Raw genomic sequence first — 18696 nt, 5'->3', positions numbered from 1 at the left:
CAGCCTTTTTTATGTTACATATGACTAAGGCGCTGCACGCAACGCTTCAATAAATACTCAGCAGGGCCAGTTTTCTTCGCCCTATCAAGCAGTATAGCTAAAATCACCTGGAGCAGGGTTAGTGCCAGGAAAAACCCGAAATACTCGACACGAGTAAAGGACACCCTTGTTGCAGGAAAAAGAAAATGAAACACCAAAATCCCAACCATTGATTGCAACAAGTACAAAGACAGGGAATAACGCCCGACTATCGCTAATACCTGGCCAAGCTTAGGCCAAAGCTGGTGGATGGCTTGCATCAAAATCAGATAACATAGGGCCATAGGTATTGCAGCCAACCAATTCAATGTTTCCAACATCTGCCCCAGGATGGTTTCATTATTGGACCAAATTAACAAGGATGCGAGCACACTTCCCCACCACCAAGCCCACATCATCTTACCTGATACAAATGCCTTCCCTGAAAACCAGCCTCGTTCATATAGTTCCATCCCTAGTAGCATCAGACCCAGCGTATTCCATAAAGTAGCTAGCGGGATAAGAATGATCATCATGTTGAAATGGCTGATGTTCTCGCTCAGCAACTCGGCATAGCTTACCGGCAATGAGCTCAGTAAGGTTGCATACTCTGCACTTGATCTGTCAAAACCAGGCTCGCTAACAAGAATACTGAGTATCACAAGCAAAATAACCGGAAGGACTGTCAGTAGCGCCACGCTTAGCAATCTATGCTTCGCATCCAGCCACAATAGTGCCAGCAAGCCGGACAACGCATAATTCAGCAGAATGTCTCCGGGCCAGAGTAAGTAACCGTGTAGCACTCCAAATACGCCCAGAACACACAAACGAGATTTGATAACAAAGAGATTATCCACTCCCTTATTATGCGCTTTATACTGAATCACTAATGCAGCACCAAACACTAGGCAAAACAGGGTGCGAAAGCGTCCATCGGCAAACACAATGGTTAAAAGCGACAAAGCCGACTCCACCCCGTCACGTGTAACTGGGGACACATAGCCATATGCAAAGTTTGCCATGAAGAACAAGTTTGTCAGGCTCAGGCCTAACAATGCAAACCCTCTCAGACTATCAAGGTACTGATTTCTCACATCAATAAACGTGGTCGCGATACATGTCGGCCCAGGTAACTGCGGATGCATGAAAATCTGGCAAACTGTCATCTTCCATATTTAGCATCGCACAGGCCTCTTGTAATGCCCACCAGCTGCCACTTTCGTAAGCCCTGACTACATTTAATATATAATACAAGGTGTTTGATTTACCCAGCAGCGCATCATGGATCATCTCCGGAAAGGGCAATCGTCCAACTAACAGCTCCATCGGTTTATCCAAAATTGCGTCCAGTAAAGAAAACAACCCAGCCAGAAAGCTCATACCAGCAATGCCCGGTACGATTTGTTGTGCGATGAGTTCACAAAAACGTGAGCGTACGATACTAAGACGAGTCAACTCGGTTGGTTTATTGGTCGCCACATGAGCTGTCATGATCAGATTCACAAACTTAAGCACGCGTTCGTTGCCCAGATAAACCAACGCCTGCTTGAGGGATTCAATACGATTTTTAATAGGAAAAACCCCTGAATTGATCAACCGCAGTAGCTTGTAGGCCAGTGCCGTATCTTGAGCAAACAGCTCCGAAATCCGCCCAAGGTTCATATTCGGCTTCAACACTTCTGCGTAGATTAACATGACTATGGCGTAGTTGATTTCGATATCTTGTTGAGAAATCATCGTGGGCTTTGCGAAAAAATATCCCTGAAAAAAGGTAAACCCCATCTTTTTCGCTTCAACGAATTCTTCTTCGGTTTCTACCTTCTCGGCCAATAACTTCAGATTTTTACGTGTTTTTAGTTGCTCAATAAGTGGGCCAATTGTATCCAGCGGGCTTTCAACAAGATCGAACTTAATAAGCCGGACCAGTTTGAGAAAGGGCTCCCAGTCTTTGGAGTAATTAAAATCATCCAATGCCAGTCGATAGTTATTGTGAAACAACGACCTGACACGCTCGTAATTGTCTTTTGTCGGGGGGATCGTCTCCAACAGCTCAAGGATCACATCACTACTGGGCAGAAAATGTGCAAGTTCCTGACTGAGTGACTCTTCTCCAATGTTGATCAGAGCCTTTTTGCCGGAAGTCAGATATCGAGTGCCCAGATTGAGCTGGTTATCCATTATAAGGCGCGCTGTAGCGGCATCGTCAGCAATATTAGGGAAGCAATTTTGTTTACCATCTCGAAACAGCAATTCATATGCGACCACCTGTTTCTTCCTGTTAAAGATGGCCTGCCTTGCCACAAACACTTTCAAATCACTGCTCCCAGCTATCTACTGCTCAATTAATAGCACTTTTGTTTTATTAGTTTGTCTTAATGGGGAATATTTTAACCCCATTTCATTAGAAAAAAAATCAAACTAAAACATTAATGTATTAGGATAGTAGATAGCGGAGCGAGCAGGCAAACGCCTACTCATACAATTTTTCAATATATTGACTGGCAATAGTATCCCAACTAAAACGCTGCGCTCTGGCATTGCCCTTTATATCAAGGTACCTTTGCGGTTCATGCCTGTGTAGATCGAGCGCCTGCTTTAAGCCCTCAAGTAACTGTTCAGCCTGCTCAGACAGGTTGCGTCCACCGAACAGAAAGCCTGTTTCTTCATGTGCAATCGTGTCTTTTAGGCCACCAACCTGATGAGCAAGGCAAGGCTGGCCTGCACGCATTGCCAGCATCTGACTGATCCCACAGGGTTCAAACGAACTTGGCATCAGGAACAGGTCACCGAGATCATACAGATAATCGCCCAATGCCTGTCCATATCCTTGTAAGTACAAAACATTACTGTGACGGGCCATAACCTGAGTAAACAGATACTCAAGATGCGGATCGCCGGAGCCCAGAATCACCAATACCCCACCGTACTCATTGATCAAAGCCGCCACCTTATCCAGGACCAGTTGACCCTCTTTTGGCTGTCTGAGCAAAAGCGCCTTTTGGTCCGTTAAACGTCCAACACTGGTAACCAAAGGTCGACGAAATTGTCCATGCTGGCGCCATTGAATGACGCGCTGATGAGCAATGTAATGGGCAGGCATCAGCTCTGTGCGCTTGGACATCCATACAAACAGTGCCTCCTGGGCCAAATCACAGTAGTGGCTCAGCGAGATTTCTGCTCCCTGCTCTGCATGCGGGGAATAGATACACCCATTGAGAATACCTGCCAGCCTGCCTGCTCTGTCAGCTGCTTGCATATCATGCTCCAACCCCTCACCACCAAAGAAGCCACTTTCGTGATCGCTGCTTAGCTGTACTTCCTGACAGTAGGTTGGTGACACCAAGTGTACTTTATCTACGAGGTTTATTGCGGCGCGCATGGGATTAAAGCAATGGGGGTAAATGTGATCACATATCCGGCTACCGTCATAGCTCAGAGTTGGAAACCAGGATTCCAGACTGGAGTCATCATGCTTAAACGGCCGGATCCCCTGTAAAGCGAGATTATGCACTGTATAGACAGTTTTAATCTGTTTCAAATTCACAAAACGAGGGCTGAAAGTTTTAAGGACCGCCACTACAGCGGCGTGCCAATCGTGCAGATGCAGTACGTCAACGGGCCCTATCATCTCATGCTCAAGCAGCTCACTGACCGCAGCACAAAATAGAGCAAACTTATTGGCATCTGTTGCAAATGGCTGATCGCCATCATTACAATAAATGGCCCCATCATGCTGCGAGAACAAAGAGTGTGACACGACATATTGATCTACACCCGATTCACTTGCAACTCGCCAGAGTGTCGCGGTTTCTAAATGTTGCTTAAAAGGCACCGCAATATCTGCTACGAACTCCCGATTTAGTTCAAACTGGCCATAATCTGGTACGATAACAGAGCAACGAATACGCTGCTCTGCCAGTGCATAAGGAATGTCACGGATCACGTCCGCAACACCCCCAACTTTACAACTCGGCAAGCGGTCATTTTCCGCTGCCACCATAACTACATGCATGATTGTCCTTTTACGCCGTTTCCTGGTTCTGACCTGCCAACAGCTGTTGCTTTTCAAGTGCAACAAGCATATCACGGGTCACCAGCACTATGCCGTTTTTAGAGACTCTGAAGCCATTTCTTTTATCTTGCTCCTGATCATAACCAATCTCCATGCCTTCCGGAATGTGACAGCTGCGATCAATAATGGCATTTTTGATACGACAATGACGCTCAATCACCACACCAGGTAACACCACGGCACCTTCTATTTCACAATACGAATGTACATGAACATTTGAAAAAAGGAGAGATTTTCGTACTCTGGAGCCCGAAATAATACAGCCTCCAGATACCGTTGAGTCCACAGCCATACCGCGTCGTTCGTCGTCATCAAAAATAAACTTGGCCGGCGGTAGCTGCTCCTGGTATGTCCAAATTGGCCAGCTCGGGTCATATAAATCAAGCTGAGGTTGCGGAGACACCAATTCCATATTCGCTTCCCAGAACGAATCTATCGTGCCCACGTCACGCCAGTAAGGTTGACCCGGGTGGCTGGGATCACGAAACGGAAATGCAAATACATTATGCTCTTCAATAATGGCCGGAATGATATCATGACCAAAATCTCTGCCAGAACCTTCCCGCTCCGCGTCTTTCTTTAGCTGCTCAAACAAAAACTCTGTATTAAACACATAATTGCCCATTGAGGCCAGACAGACGCCGGATTTACCAGGGATCTCACTTGGCGCTGCCGGCTTTTCATCAAAACGTCGGACTCGCTTGTTCTCATCAACAGTCATAACACCAAAGGTATTGGCAGCATCCTCACACGGCACTTCGAGACAGCATACGGTCATATCAGCGCCGGTTTCGACATGCTTCGCCAGCAAAGCACCATAATCCATTCTATAAACATGGTCGCCAGACAAGATCATCACATACTTGGGCAGCTCATGACGAATAATGTCCATATTCTGGAATACGGCATCCGCCGTGCCGCAGTACCATTCGTCACCATATCGCTGAGACGCCGGTAAAATCTCAACTGACTCTCCCAGCTCTTTCTTAAAGTGGCCCCAGGCGCGGTTTACATGGCGGATCAAAGAGTGCGATTTGTACTGTGTCGCTATGCCAACCCGGCGGATCCCCGAGTTAATACAATTTGATAACGGAAAGTCTATTATTCTGTGTTTGCCTCCAAAATACACCGCGGGCTTTGCTCTCCAGTCGGTCAGCTCATGCAGCCTGCTACCACGACCACCAGCCAGGATCAATGCATAGGTTTCTCTGGTCAGGTTACTAATATATCGGTTTGCATAACTGGGCATTCATTATCTCCATTAAAAGTCTATCTACGATCTACTGCATTGGGGTTAAGCGCCAAATATCGTCACAATATTGTTGAATAGTGCGATCGCTAGAAAAACTGCCACTAGCGGCCGTGTTAAGTATGCTCATTCTCAGCCACTGCGACTGGTCCTGATAGGTTTCTGCTGCACGTTGCTGCGCATCCAGGTAGCTGTCAAAGTCGTGTGCAACCAACCAGGGATCGTGAGGGCTGCGGATCGCGGCAATGATGTCGTTGAAAATTCCAGGTTCAAACAAGTTGAAATGACCACTCTCCAGCAACGCCATAGTATTGCTGAGTGCCTGACTGGATTGAATGATGGCATTTGGATCATAGTGCTGTCGCACTTCCTCAGCTTGCTGTGCGGTAGCACCAAATAAGAAAAAGTTATCCGCTCCCACCTGCTCTCTAATCTCAATATTTGCACCATCCAGAGTGCCAATGGTAAGGGCACCATTCATCATAAACTTCATGTTCCCGGTACCTGATGCTTCTTTGCCCGCCGTTGAAATTTGCTGTGACAAGTCCGTCGCTGCACAGATCGTTTCCATGGCTGTTACGTTATAATTGGGAAAAAATGCGACTCGTAGAAGTGATTTAGCCTTGGCATCTTTATTAACGACATTCGCAACATTATTGATTAGCTTAATCACCAGTTTAGCCATTGCATAGCCTGGCGCAGCCTTACCACCAAACAACACGCAACGAGGCACCATACCTTGAGTATCGCCTCGGCGAATGCGGTCATATAAAGAAATCACATGCAGAATATTAAGCAATTGGCGTTTGTATTCATGGATGCGCTTAACCTGCACGTCGAACATCATGCTGGCGTCAAACTCCACACCGCAACGAGACTGCACCAGCTTTGCAAGTTTTTCCTTATTATTTTGTTTGACTGATTGCCACTGACTCTGGAACGCTTTGTTATCGTAGTAACGGCGAAGTGACTTGATTTCAGCGTAATCCGCCTGCCATTGTTCGCCAATCTTGCTGGTAATGAGTTCAGCCAATTCAGGGTTACAATAGGCAAGCCAACGTCTGGGCGTAACGCCATTCGTTTTGTTATTAAATTTAGCAGGCCAGAGCTGATAGAAATCATGAAACAGCCCTGACTTAAGCAGCTCAGTATGCAGTGCGGCAACACCATTTACCGAGAAGCTGCCCACAATTGCCAGGTAAGCCATACGGATCTGTGGGTGGTCACCTTCTTCAATGAGTGACAGCGCACGTTGCTTTTCCATATCCCCAGGCCACATCAGCGCCACTTCTGATAAAAAGCGCGCATTAATTTCGTAAATAATTTCCAGCAAGCGGGGTAACAGACGAGCAAACAACGACACTGACCACTTTTCCAGTGCCTCAGGCAACAAAGTGTGGTTAGTGTAGGCCATGGTTGAATTAGTGATTGACCATGCCTGATCCCATTCGAGTTCATACTCATCAATCAGCAGCCTCATCAGCTCTGCTACTGCAATACTCGGGTGAGTATCATTAAGCTGGAAAACATGAAGGTCAGAAAATTCACTAAAATCCGTACCATGTTGCTCAACCCACTGATGCAAGATGTCCTGCAAACTGGCACTCGACAGGAAATATTGCTGTCGGAGTCTCAGCTCTTTACCATTTTCACTGCTATCGTTCGGGTACAACACCATAGTGATCTGCTCGGCGAGGTTTTTCTTGGCTACCGCTTCAGAATAACTACCGGCATTGAATTCTTTTAAGTTAAATTCATCTGTCGCTTCTGATTTCCATAGACGTAAGGTATTCACCACCCCATTTCGATACCCCGGAATAGGCACATCATAAGGAACAGCCAGCACATCCTGAGTGTTCACCCACATGCGATGAGTACGACCCTGTTTATCCTTATGCGCCTCAACATGACCGAAAAATTTAATCACTCTGGCTTGCTCCGGCGCTGGCATTTCCCAGGGGTGGCCTTCACGTAACCAGTTATCTGGCTGCTCCACCTGAAAGCCCTGCTCCATTGACTGATTGAACATGCCGTACTCATAACGGATCCCATAACCAATCACCGGAAGAGCCAGTGTCGCACAACTATCCAAAAAACACGCCGCCAGACGTCCCAGGCCACCATTGCCCAAACCGGCATCATGCTCAGCTTGCTCAACATATTCAAACTCGGTGCAATATTCTTTCAGCGCTTCACGCGTTTGCTTCTCCAGATCCAAACTCAGCACCGCGTTACCTAACGCTCTGCCCATCAAAAATTCCAGTGACAAGTATGCGGCACGTTTACATTGGTTGTCGGCAAGATATTGATTCGTCGCTCTGCATCTTGCCACTAGCCGATCCCGGACGGTCAACGCCAAAGCCTGAAACAAATAGTGTTTAGAATCTCCGACTTTGTCACGCCCCAGGGTATAGTAAAAATGCCGCATCAAATCATCAGCCAGCGTGCTTTCATCTAGTTTTGGGGCTTCCTGCCAATGCTTTACAACACACACATTTGACGTTTTCTTAGTCATTCTTGAGATCCTCATTATGAGATTGATATACCCAGGCACTGTGTGCGCTCAGGGATTGAGTCTGTTGACTTTGTGCGATGGTTTCGGTGGGATGTACGGAGCTGAGTGAAAGCTGCCAGATAACACCCGGTATAGCGGGTAACTTCGCCTCCACGTCGTCACTGCCAGCATGTAATATCACCAATAAATTTTGCTTTCTGAGTGTATCCGTCAACATATAGATCAGCGTTTTATTATTGCTGTCATGCCAGTCTCCCTCAGACATTGGGCGTGCATCTTTGTTAAACCAGCTAATGTTAAATCGTTCGTCTTGGGTATGGATATAAAATGGGTGATGGAATATTGCATAATGACACCTAATTTCCTGAAGCTGGGCTATCAAGGCACTCAAGGCACTTTCCTGGTCATCATCCCAGTCTTTCTTTAAACGTCGATTCTGAGTCAGTCGTTCAGAAATATTCTGCGGCCAGCTCAACCAGTTAATCTCATTGTCCTGACAATACGCGTTATTATTACCTTGCTGAGAGTGCGCAATTTCCGAACCAGCTGCTAGCATCGGTACACCTTTTGACATCATTAGCGTGATCAGGGCACTTTTTTGGATTTGATGCCTCAGTGCCAGTATGTGTGCTTGTTCCGTCTGGCCTTCTATTCCGCAATTAAACGAGATATTCTCGCTGTGACCATCACGGTTCTCCTCACCATTGGCAAAGTTGTGCTTTTGTTCATAACTCACCCAATCAGCGAGTGTAAACCCGTCATGACTGGTGATAAAATTAACAGAATTAAGCGGCCCGCGTTGATTGTGTTCAAACAACTCATGAGAGCCATGCACACGTTTGGCAAGTTCAGACAGAGTGCCCGCATCTCCACGCCAGAACCGTCTCACCGTATCCCGATATTTGTCGTTCCATTCACGCCACGGAGAGGGAAAGCCGCCTAACTGGTAGCCGCCCGGGCCAACATCCCAAGGTTCGGCAATTAACTTAACTTTACTCAGAACAGGATCTTGTGCGATCGCCTGCAAGAAGCTGTGTTGCGAATTGAAGCCGTGCTCCGTGCGGGCCAATATCGTTGCCAAGTCAAATCTAAATCCATCGACCCCCATATACTCAACCCAGTACCTTAAGCTATCCATAACCAGCTTTAGAGTAAAAGGATCGTCGATGTTAAGGGTATTTCCACAGCCTGTATCGTTGATATAATGTGCCTGTTCTCCCACCATACGATAATACCCGGTGTTATTTAGTCCTTTGAGTGATAAGGTTGGCCCGTCTAGCCCGCCTTCTGCTGTATGGTTGTATACAACGTCCAGGATCACCTCAATGCCAGCAAGGTGGAACTCGCGAACCATTTGCTGAAACTCGCTAATTTGCCCTTCTACCAAAAAGGCTTTATGCGGTACAAAAAAGCTCAACGAGTTATAACCCCAGTAGTTCTTCAGCCCCTTGGTCGTTAAAAACTGTTCAGAGATAAAAGCATGACATGGCAGCAGCTCCACCGTTGTGACACCCAGGCTGGCAAGATGAGCAATAAAGTTGCTGTGGCTCAGGCCCAGAAACTTGCCACGCAACGGCTTAGGCACAAAGTCACAGTGCTTAGTCGCGCCACGTACATGACATTCATAAATAAGGGTTTTTGACCATGGCACGTGTGGTCTCTGGCCATCGTATCGGGCAATGTCTATAACTCTGGATTTGGGCATATCCACCGCATTGTCACTTTCGTTAAGGGTGCCAACAGGCAAATGACAAAAGTGGCGCTCACTCCAGGTAAATTCCCCCTGAAAATCTTTACAATATGGATCTAACAGTAATTTATTTTGATTAAACAGCAGGCCCTGTTCAGGCGCATAGGCACCGTCTGCACGATAGCCATATAATGTCCCCGCACGCAGTGGAGAAACAAATACAGACCATAACCCTCCCTCATGACGATACATAGTGACCTTAGCAATTTCGCTATGGCCACTTTGATCAAACAGGCAAAGTTGCATCTGAGTGGCCGCCGGTGCATACACAGCAAAGTTGACCCCTTGTTCATGCAAAGTACTACCTAATGGTGAGGGTTGACCCCTGTGCGACGTTAACATGGCGTGGCAGCACTCAAATATTGTAAGTAGATAGTGCTCAATGGGCCTATGGTGATTTCAATACTATGTTCAAAGCCGTGACTGGCAATGGCCTTGCTTTGTATCATTTGCTGTTGATGGGCAACTGGCGTGGTACCACTTCCATACAGGCTGCTTTCGTCAGAGTTAAACACCACCTGATATATGCCACTCTTGGGAACACCAATCCGGTAGCTATGCAGCACCTGCGGCGTAAAGTGACTAACTACCACGACAAGATCAGAGCTGGATTTACCAAAACGTGCGAAACTCAAAATTGACTGTTCACCATTGTGACAGTCTATCCACTGAAACCCACAAGGCGAATTGTCTAGCTCATACAAAGCAGGAGTGTTTTTATATAAATGATTGAGTGATTTGACGGTCTGATAAATCCCCTGATGAGCAGATGATTCCAGCAATGACCAATCCAGCGTCGTGTTATGATCCCATTCAGTGCGAGGTGCCAATTCACTGCCCATAAACAACAGTTTTTTGCCCGGATGAGCATACATAAACCCATAGTAGGCTCTCAAGTTAGCAAATTGCTGCCAATCGTCGCCTGGCATTTTGCTCAGCAATGCCCCTTTGCCATGTACGACTTCATCATGGCTCAGCGGTAAAATATAATTTTCCGAGTACGCATACGCCATGGAAAAGGTCATTTCATGGTGGTGATACTTCCTGTGTATTGGATCTCTTTGCATATAGCTCAGACTGTCATTCATCCATCCCATGTTCCATTTGAAGCCGAATCCCAACCCATTGTGGTCAACAGCTTGCGTGACTCCAGGCCAGGCCGTCGACTCCTCAGCCACCATCATAATATGTGGGTGCCTGCCATAGCTGCGGGTATTGACCGATTGAATACAATCGATCGCACCAAGGTTTTCCCTGCCCCCAAACTGATTAGGGACCCATTCGCCATCATTGCGCGAATAATCGAGATACAACATGGAAGCTACAGCATCCACTCTGAGGCCATCCAGCTTAAATACATCAAGCCAGTAATTAGCATTAGAAAGCAGATAACTTTTTACTTCCGGGCGTTCATAGTTATAGATATAAGTATTCCAGTCGGGGTGATAACCCTGACGGCTATCTGCATGTTCATATAAGTGGGTGCCGTCAAATCGATGCAAACCATGCGGATCCGACGGGAAGTGACCTGGAACCCAGTCGATCAAGACGCCCAGTTCAAGCACCGCACATTGATGTATAAAATAACGAAAATCGTCAAGACTGCCGAAGCGGCTAGTCGGCGCAAACAGCCCGACTGGCTGATAACCCCAGGAACCATCAAATGGATACTCACTGATAGGCATTAGCTGAACATGAGTAAAGCCCAGTTCCTTAACGTAAGGCAATAAGTCATCAGCCAGCTCGCGATAAGTCAGATAACGGTTATCCTCTTCTTCTCTGCGTTTCCAGGAGCCCAGGTGCACTTCATATATCGCTATCGGGGCATCAATGGCATTGCGCTTTCGGCGCTGTGCCTGATCGGCATCACTCACTGTCATACACTGCTGAGCAGGCTGAATCACACTCGCGGTACCGGGCGCTTGCTGCATCTTAACGGCATAAGGGTCCGCTCGTTCCGTCACTTCGCCATCCACACCGACGATGGCATATTTATAACCCTGCTCGCCCGTAAGATGAGGTATAAATAAATCCCACACACCACTGGCAGGATGAAAACGCATAAAATGCTGAGAAGGCTGCCAATGATTAAACTCGCCAATCACAGACACACTGCACGCATTGGGTGCCCAAACACAAAACTGTGTACCATTACAGCCTTGATGAGTAATAGCCCTGGCGCCAAAGTGAAGGTAACCATGTTCCAGCGAGCCTTCATTAAATAAATACATCGCCGACTCATCCAACGCACTGCTGAAGTCGTAGGCGTCTCGGGTTGTAATAACCGTATCAATAAATTCAACGGTTAAGTGATACCCCGACGATACTTTGCGGTCAAACTCAACGACAAACAGAGCTGATTGCCCTATGCGCTGCATGACTGTCGAGTGGAGTCCGTCATTCACTGACACAGCCAGGGCTCCGGGCATATACACCCGTATAATTGAGCCCTGCCCGGCAGGGTGTAAACCAAGAAAAGAGAAGGCATCACGAAAGCACCCGGCATCGAGTGCCGAAATTTGTGCTGCGTAGTCGAGGGTTACAATGGGCGATTTACTTGCTGAATTCATGCCTGCTCTCTAATCCTTTTTATCTCTGCCATTAAATGACGGTTCTGTTCTAAAGTCTGTTCGGCTGGTGTCGCCAGGCGGCGGCGCCAGTTGGGATATTCGCGGTCGGTGCCCGGAATATTCACTGGCAACGGTTGTTGTTCCAGATCATCAAGCTGAATAGCAAGCAACTTACTGGGGCTGGCTGCGAGTTTTTTCAGCAGTGCACCATATATGCTGTGAATATCCGAATGCTGCTGTGAGGCGAATGTGTCATTTATCCCTAACCATGCTAATAAGCTGGCCTTATCATCCTCTCTTGCCATCGACATTTGCGTGGCTTCTTGTTCGCTGCATAGCTGGTAGTCTTTCCTAATTAGAATATCATTGTGCGTCCACCAAGCATTAAATGGCGCAACATCATGATTGGCAACCATTAACAATGTGTCAGCACGATACTGCTCGGAGGGTTTAAAGTGACCCTGCTGATCTTTGGCAAAATACATCAAAATATTACCGTAGAGGTTCGCCTCACTCATGGCTGATGACACCTCAGGTGGCACTATCCCCAGATCTTCCCCTATCACCATGGCTCGATTCAGATGAGATTCAATTTTTAAAATTGCTAAAAGGTGTTCAAAAGGGTAGTACACATAACAGCCATCCGGTTTTCCCTGAGATTCAAAACACCACCATAAACGCCGAATAGCCATGACGTGGTCGATCCGAAGTGCGCCAAAAGACGCCATATTGCTTCGAACTAGAGAACGGAAATAGGCATAGTTTTGCTTTTGTATTTTAATCGGGTTGAGTGCAGGTAAACCCCAATTCTGACCTGTTTCAGCCCATGGGTCAGGTGGTGCACCAACATCTGCACCGAATGCAAAAAGAGACGCATTTTCAGCAAACTCGTAGCCTCCCTTAGCACAGCCTACAGCCAGATCATTAATCAGGCCAATGGCCATCCCCGCTTGGGTTGCATGTTGCTGACAGGCCTGAAGCTGCTGATGGGCCAGCCACTGTAAAAACCACTCCCGATCCGTGAGCGCGCTGACGTTCAGATCATGCATTCTATTGTTTTTAAATGCTCGCACAGCCTCCCTAACATCGGGCATATCAATACATTCGTAATACAATTGAGTGAATATGGCATATTTCACTTCAGCAACGGCACTGTAATCAATGTACTGCGCCTGAGAATCAAGAGGAGCCGGGCAGCAAGCGTCGCTCACGTTAACCTGATAATGATCGCGGAACATTTCAACAGCCCAGTCCAGTGCAATATACAAGGGGTTAATCAAACACCGATGGGAGGGGCTGTACGGGCTTGCACGCTCAGGCTCAGATTCAAACAGTAAATGTAGCGGGTTCAGCAAAACAAAATCACAATGCTTAGCCGCAGCACCACGGAGTAATTGATATAGGTCGCGAAAATCACCAACACCATGATTACGGTCACTACGTAACGTATAAAGCTGCAACGACAGGCCCGTTCGTTTTAACTGTTCCTGATCTAAGGCGTAACAACGCTCGGGGACTGACCATAACTCAGTTATTTTCGTCTCAAAGGGGCCTTCTATTTGCGTCTTATGGTAACCAACAGGCAGCGCCCCAATTTCGATTTTCACATCTAAATAAGTTTCGCCGTTGTAATGATAATCCCCGACCACTTCGGCTTCTGACAAGGCGCAGCTGTGGCATATTGATAAATCGGGTATCTGAATAACAACAGATGCATTTCGGGCTGACTCGGGTATTTTTAGCGAGAAGCCTCCTGAGTGGGCATCAGCCAATACCACTTCCCCCACAACGTCAAACCAGCGCTTGATATCTAGCGCAAAGTTTAACTCTGCGATGCCCGAACTATGTCCCGTGTCTACGCCACAACAACGCAATGCACTGACCCTAGTTGCATGGTCGAAATAAACGTGTTCACCATTATATTTGGTGTAATCAAAGCCTATTCCATGCAAGTAAAATAGTTGCTCCAGCCCTTGCATTGCGTTAAGCCAGCTTATGAGTATCTACGACGCTATTTTGCGTGCCAAAGCCATTAGGCACGTAGCCGTCGGCCTGATCATCATTATCCCAATGCTCACCGTTGATCAAATATCTGAAATGGTATTCTTGCCCTGTCGGTAAGCGGTGTTTCAGCTTAAATCGTTTGTCTTTTTTATTAAACTTCATCGTTAAAGGTTGCCAATCATTGAACTCTGCAACGAGTTCCACTTTGATTGCTTCAGGATGAGTGATTTCAAACGTGACTTCTGCTTCGTTTTTTGTTTTGAAAAAACGCTTAGTTAACATTGTGGGCTCCAAAAAACCGCTAGGTTGTTTATCCTTGCCACAGTGCCGTGCCCGTTACAGCTAGACTAACGGTTGCTGTGAAACTACAAAGCATAATTGCTTATTGTCTACGTACAGTATGTACGCTTCATTACAGTGCAGTGACAGTCCAGCCTTGCACTAATATGGTGACTTTCACTTAGAAAGCTGGCACAACTGCCTGTATCTTAGTATACGGGCAATAAACGCGCCAAAACTTGTTAAAAAGTTAGGTGAGAACTATTCTCGTGTAAAGTGAATTTAATTGATACTTGATCTTAAACACACCACAGTTGTATTAATTTATTAGAATACCCCCTGGCACTGAGCTACGATTGAAACCACATGAATTAGGTGTAAAACATGTCATACTTAGGGCTTATTTATAGTATACTTACTGCTCCTGGCAGGGACGAATTTCTTTAGGTAGGTGGATACGCTCAATCATGCAAAGTGTTTTTAAAAATATAGCAACCTGTATTGTCTGTTTTGTTGTGATTGGCATTGTTATTAGCTTGCTGTTTACAAAACATGTGGTCGACATCCAGACTGGTCGCACCACTATGCCGGTATCTAATCAACCCACCAACTCCCAGTCAGAACATACCCCCTGGTATGCTTTCCTGTTTGCTGAACAACGATTTTTGTTAGTAAAAGACGAAGCACATGTATTGCTGAAGCACGATCAATCAACATTCACCTCAGCTCCCGTAAAACAGGTCATGAAGCGTGTACTTTCTTCGCCAGTCTTGTTGCTACTTGTTATGGGAATGCTGCTCTTAACGCTGAACAAACTACGGGAATTAAGGCAACAACATGCCCGAGCTAAAGCGCTTACCGATATTAACCAGGATCTCAAAGACATCATTAGTGGCCTTGAGATTGATTACAAAGCCTTGCCGATCGGTGGCTCTGTTGCTCAAATCAGCCATGCAGTTCATACCATTGCAAGCAATATTCAACGTATCAAAATTAAAACCGACAGCCATGTCTTTCAGGACAAACTAACAAAACTGATAGACCGCCATGCCTATATCGAACACATCAGTAACGAGTTGGCTATGGCAGAACAACAGCAAAGTAAATGTGGCCTGCTATTTATCGACCTGGATGGTTTTAAGCAAGTTAATGATTCGTTCGGACACAGTTTTGGCGACGAGATACTGATCCAGGTTGCCGAGCGTTTATGCCAGGTCGTACGCCAATACCAATTACAGGCGCTGCATGCCGTGCATGGGCTCGATCAAAACCTGTCCAGACTCGGCGGCGATGAGTTTTCTATCTTTATCCCGGAACTCAAAGACACAGGCTTTTGTACTGAAGTAGCTCAAACCATACTTGGGGAAATTGAACGCGATTTTGTCCTTGGCAATAAACTGGTAAAAATCAGCGCCAGTATCGGTATTGCCGTATACCCAGACAGTGCAGCGACACCGAATGCACTACTACAAATGTCTGATGTCGCTATGTACCGAGCCAAAACGGATGGCCGGGGAATTTTCCGCGTTTACTCCCCGGAAATGGGCAACAAAATTCGTCGCTACCACTACCTGCTGGAAGAATTACGTTTGGCAATTGCTTCTCAGAATTTTCATTTGTCGTTTCAGCCAATTGTGCATGTTGAAGATTGCTCCATTGACTACTTTGAAGCACTCGCCAGATGGCACCACCCTATTGAAGGCCTGATCCCACCGTCTGAGTTTATTCCCATTGCGGAAGAGTCCAACCTGATTTTGGATTTGGGTGATTGGATCCTGCTTGAGTCTTGTAGACAAATGTCTGCCTGGCACAATGCCGGCATGAAGCGAGTAAGAATTTCAGTTAACGTCTCTGGTATCCAACTCAAGCACCGCGCTATTTTTGACTGGGTAATGGCCGCGTTAGAAAAAACAGGCTTACCACCCACTTCACTAATGCTTGAAATCACCGAGTCAACACTCATAACCGCCAGTAATGAAATCATTGCTCAGCTCGAGCGTTGCCGCTCTGCCGGTGTAACTATTGCTATCGATGACTTTGGTACCGGGTTTAGTTCACTCAGTACGCTTGCCGATCTACCCATAGACGTCATTAAAATTGATAAACTGTTTATTTCACAGGCCAAGGACAACCCGAAATACTACAAGATCCTCAATTCAATCAGCGAACTGGGTGCACAACTTGACCTTAAAATTGTGGCAGAAGGTGTTGAACAGGTCGAACAGTTTGAATTGGTCAAGCAAATGGGGATACGCTGCGTACAAGGCTATCTGGTCAGCCGCCCGGAAACCTCCAGCCGCGTAGGCAATAAAGTACTGAAAAGCAATATGAACCACATTGCATCCACCGGTACCAGTGTGTGGCTGCCAGAGTCCAGCTAACAATGTGGATTCACCTCAGCGCTTAAACTTAGTCTCTAAAATTACCGAAGACGTAGTCCGCTCAACGCCTTCCAGGTTCCCTATGTCATCGAGCAACTGACTGAGTTGCTCCAGGCTTTGCGCCTCAACTTCTGCAATCATATCGTATTCGCCACTGATGGCATATAAAGCCGAAATGTTGTTAATTTGCTTTAGTGCATTATTTGTTTGTGCAGTTAACTTCTGGCGGACCTTAATTGAGACATGAGCCGCAACCTGAGATTCCTGATACTGCCTGCCCAGCTCAACACTATAACCCTGAATAACGCCACTATGCTCTAGTTTTTGCAATCGGCTTTGCACTGTGGTTCTGGACATATCGAGAATTCTTGCCAACTCTGAAATGCTGGCACGGGCATTTTTCCTCAGCTCAGAAAGTAAACGTTCGTCTTGTGAATGAATCATTGTGAAAACTTAAATCGTCATTTTGACTGTTATTTTAATCATTTTATTTATTTTTGCACTGCAAATTGACAACGCAACGCGTAATAATGACAAAAAAGCGGGAAAAGCGAGTTTGTCTGTTGCAAATGAGCGCTTAATAGATCCCTGAGATATATAGTTTTTAAAGAGGAAGTCGTCATGCAAGTGAATCGCGAGCTGTTTAACGAAGTAATGGTACCTAACTATAATCCGTCTGAAGTGATCCCGGTTAAAGGTAAGGGTTCACGTGTTTGGGACCAAAAAGGCGACGAGTACATCGATTTCGCTGGAGGTATCGCCGTAAACTGCCTTGGTCATTGTCACCCGGCACTCGTAAACGCGCTGAAAGAACAAGGTGAGAAAATCTGGCACCTGTCTAACGTCATGACCAACGAACCAGCCCTTCGCCTGGCGAAAAAGCTCACTGACGCAACCTTTGGTGAGCAAGTATATTTTGCAAACTCAGGGGCCGAAGCAAATGAAGCGGCATTAAAACTGGCACGTCGCTGGGCCATTGACAATTACTCAGAAGAAAAGACACAAATCATCGCCTTCAACAAAGGCTTCCATGGTCGTACCTTCTTCACTGTAACCGTAGGTGGCCAGGCAGCATACTCAGATGGTTTTGGGCCAAAGCCTCAGGATGTCACACACGTTGATTACAACGATCTTGAGACCTTCGCCAAGCTTATCTCTGATAAAACCTGTGCGGTTATGATGGAACCACTTCAGGGTGAAGGCGGTATCATCCCACCAACGAGTGAATTTATTCAGGGTGTTCGTGAACTGTGTGACAAGCACAACGCCCTGCTGATCTTTGACGAAGTACAAACTGGTGTTGGACGCACGGGCGATCTTTATGCCTATCAGGGTCTTAACGTAACTCCAGATATCCTGACTACAGCAAAAGCACTAGGTGGTGGTTTTCCAATTGGTGCAATGCTAACAACAAAAGATATCGCTAAGCACCTGAAAATTGGTACTCATGGTTCAACCTACGGCGGTAACCCGTTGGCATGCGCCGTTGCTGAAGCAGCATTTGACACCGTCAATGACGTGCAGCTGCTGGCTGATGTTAAGCATAAAGAGCAATTATTCCGCGATGGCCTAGCTGCCATTAATGAAAAATACAATGTATTTAGTGAAGTACGCGGTAAAGGCCTACTGCTTGGTGCTGTATTGAATGACAAATTTAACGGCCGTGCCCGCGATTTCCTGGTCGCCAGCGGCAAACATGGCTTGATGGCTCTGGTTGCAGGCACCAATGTTGTTCGTTTCACACCTTCTTTGGTCATTCCGGATGAAGATATCCAGGCTGGTCTGGCTCGCTTTGAGCTGGCTGTAGCGGACGTTGTAAACGGTTAATTGAGAGGGGCGCGTCAGCGCCCTGTTCAAA

Annotated in this window: 12 protein-coding genes; 2 read left to right on the top strand and 10 right to left on the bottom strand. The window is 46.6% G+C overall.

Features of this window, described 5'->3' with window-relative positions:
* Positions 1–14: 14 nt before the first annotated feature.
* The 9 genes from AT705_RS21775 to AT705_RS21735 all read right to left on the bottom strand — a co-directional run bounded on the left by AT705_RS21775 (position 15) and on the right by AT705_RS21735 (position 14460).
* Positions 15–1112, bottom strand: coding sequence for a DUF418 domain-containing protein (locus tag AT705_RS21775; RefSeq protein ID WP_167552017.1), 1098 nt, complete (start codon positions 1110–1112; stop codon positions 15–17).
* Position 1113: 1 nt separating this feature from the next.
* The gene (locus tag AT705_RS21770) at positions 1114–2331 is read right to left on the bottom strand and encodes an EAL and HDOD domain-containing protein (RefSeq protein WP_058798443.1); all 1218 of its coding nucleotides are present in this window, start codon (positions 2329–2331) and stop codon (positions 1114–1116) included.
* Between the two features lie 157 nt (positions 2332–2488).
* The gene (locus tag AT705_RS21765) at positions 2489–4030 is read right to left on the bottom strand and encodes a glycogen synthase (RefSeq protein ID WP_058798442.1); all 1542 of its coding nucleotides are present in this window, start codon (positions 4028–4030) and stop codon (positions 2489–2491) included.
* Positions 4031–4040: 10 nt separating this feature from the next.
* Positions 4041–5339 (bottom strand): glucose-1-phosphate adenylyltransferase, encoded by a 1299-nt coding sequence (glgC, locus tag AT705_RS21760; RefSeq protein ID WP_049865630.1) that lies wholly within the window; start codon positions 5337–5339, stop codon positions 4041–4043.
* Between the two features lie 31 nt (positions 5340–5370).
* On the bottom strand, positions 5371–7854 hold the full coding sequence (locus tag AT705_RS21755) for a glycogen/starch/alpha-glucan phosphorylase (RefSeq protein WP_058798441.1): 2484 nt from the start codon (positions 7852–7854) through the stop codon (positions 5371–5373).
* A complete protein-coding gene (gene glgX, locus AT705_RS21750; RefSeq protein ID WP_082669109.1) occupies positions 7847–9946 on the bottom strand; it encodes a glycogen debranching protein GlgX in 2100 nt (699 codons plus the stop codon). Before glgX ends, AT705_RS21755 begins: the two co-directional genes overlap by 8 nt.
* A complete protein-coding gene (gene glgB, locus AT705_RS21745) occupies positions 9940–12174 on the bottom strand; it encodes a 1,4-alpha-glucan branching protein GlgB (protein ID WP_058798439.1) in 2235 nt (744 codons plus the stop codon). Before glgB ends, glgX begins: the two co-directional genes overlap by 7 nt.
* A complete protein-coding gene (gene malQ, locus AT705_RS21740) occupies positions 12171–14153 on the bottom strand; it encodes a 4-alpha-glucanotransferase (RefSeq protein WP_058798438.1) in 1983 nt (660 codons plus the stop codon). The genes glgB and malQ overlap by 4 nt, the downstream gene beginning before the upstream one ends.
* A 4-nt stretch (positions 14154–14157) precedes the next feature.
* On the bottom strand, positions 14158–14460 hold the full coding sequence (locus AT705_RS21735) for an isoamylase early set domain-containing protein (RefSeq protein ID WP_010381125.1): 303 nt from the start codon (positions 14458–14460) through the stop codon (positions 14158–14160).
* Positions 14461–14924: 464 nt separating this feature from the next.
* On the opposite strand from AT705_RS21735, the gene AT705_RS21730 reads away from it, so the two are divergent.
* A complete protein-coding gene (locus AT705_RS21730) occupies positions 14925–16838 on the top strand; it encodes a putative bifunctional diguanylate cyclase/phosphodiesterase (protein WP_058798437.1) in 1914 nt (637 codons plus the stop codon).
* 15 nt (positions 16839–16853) lie between these two features.
* On the opposite strand, the gene AT705_RS21725 is transcribed toward AT705_RS21730, so the two are convergent.
* A complete protein-coding gene (locus AT705_RS21725; protein ID WP_010381122.1) occupies positions 16854–17282 on the bottom strand; it encodes an Lrp/AsnC family transcriptional regulator in 429 nt (142 codons plus the stop codon).
* A 177-nt stretch (positions 17283–17459) separates the two neighbouring features.
* On the opposite strand from AT705_RS21725, the gene AT705_RS21720 reads away from it, so the two are divergent.
* Positions 17460–18665, top strand: coding sequence for an aspartate aminotransferase family protein (locus AT705_RS21720; protein WP_058798436.1), 1206 nt, complete (start codon positions 17460–17462; stop codon positions 18663–18665).
* The last annotated feature ends 31 nt before the right edge of the window (positions 18666–18696 follow it).

This window comes from Pseudoalteromonas rubra (assembly GCF_001482385.1).
Lineage (GTDB): Bacteria > Pseudomonadota > Gammaproteobacteria > Enterobacterales > Alteromonadaceae > Pseudoalteromonas > Pseudoalteromonas ardens.
This window is presented reverse-complemented; position numbering and strand designations above follow the sequence as displayed.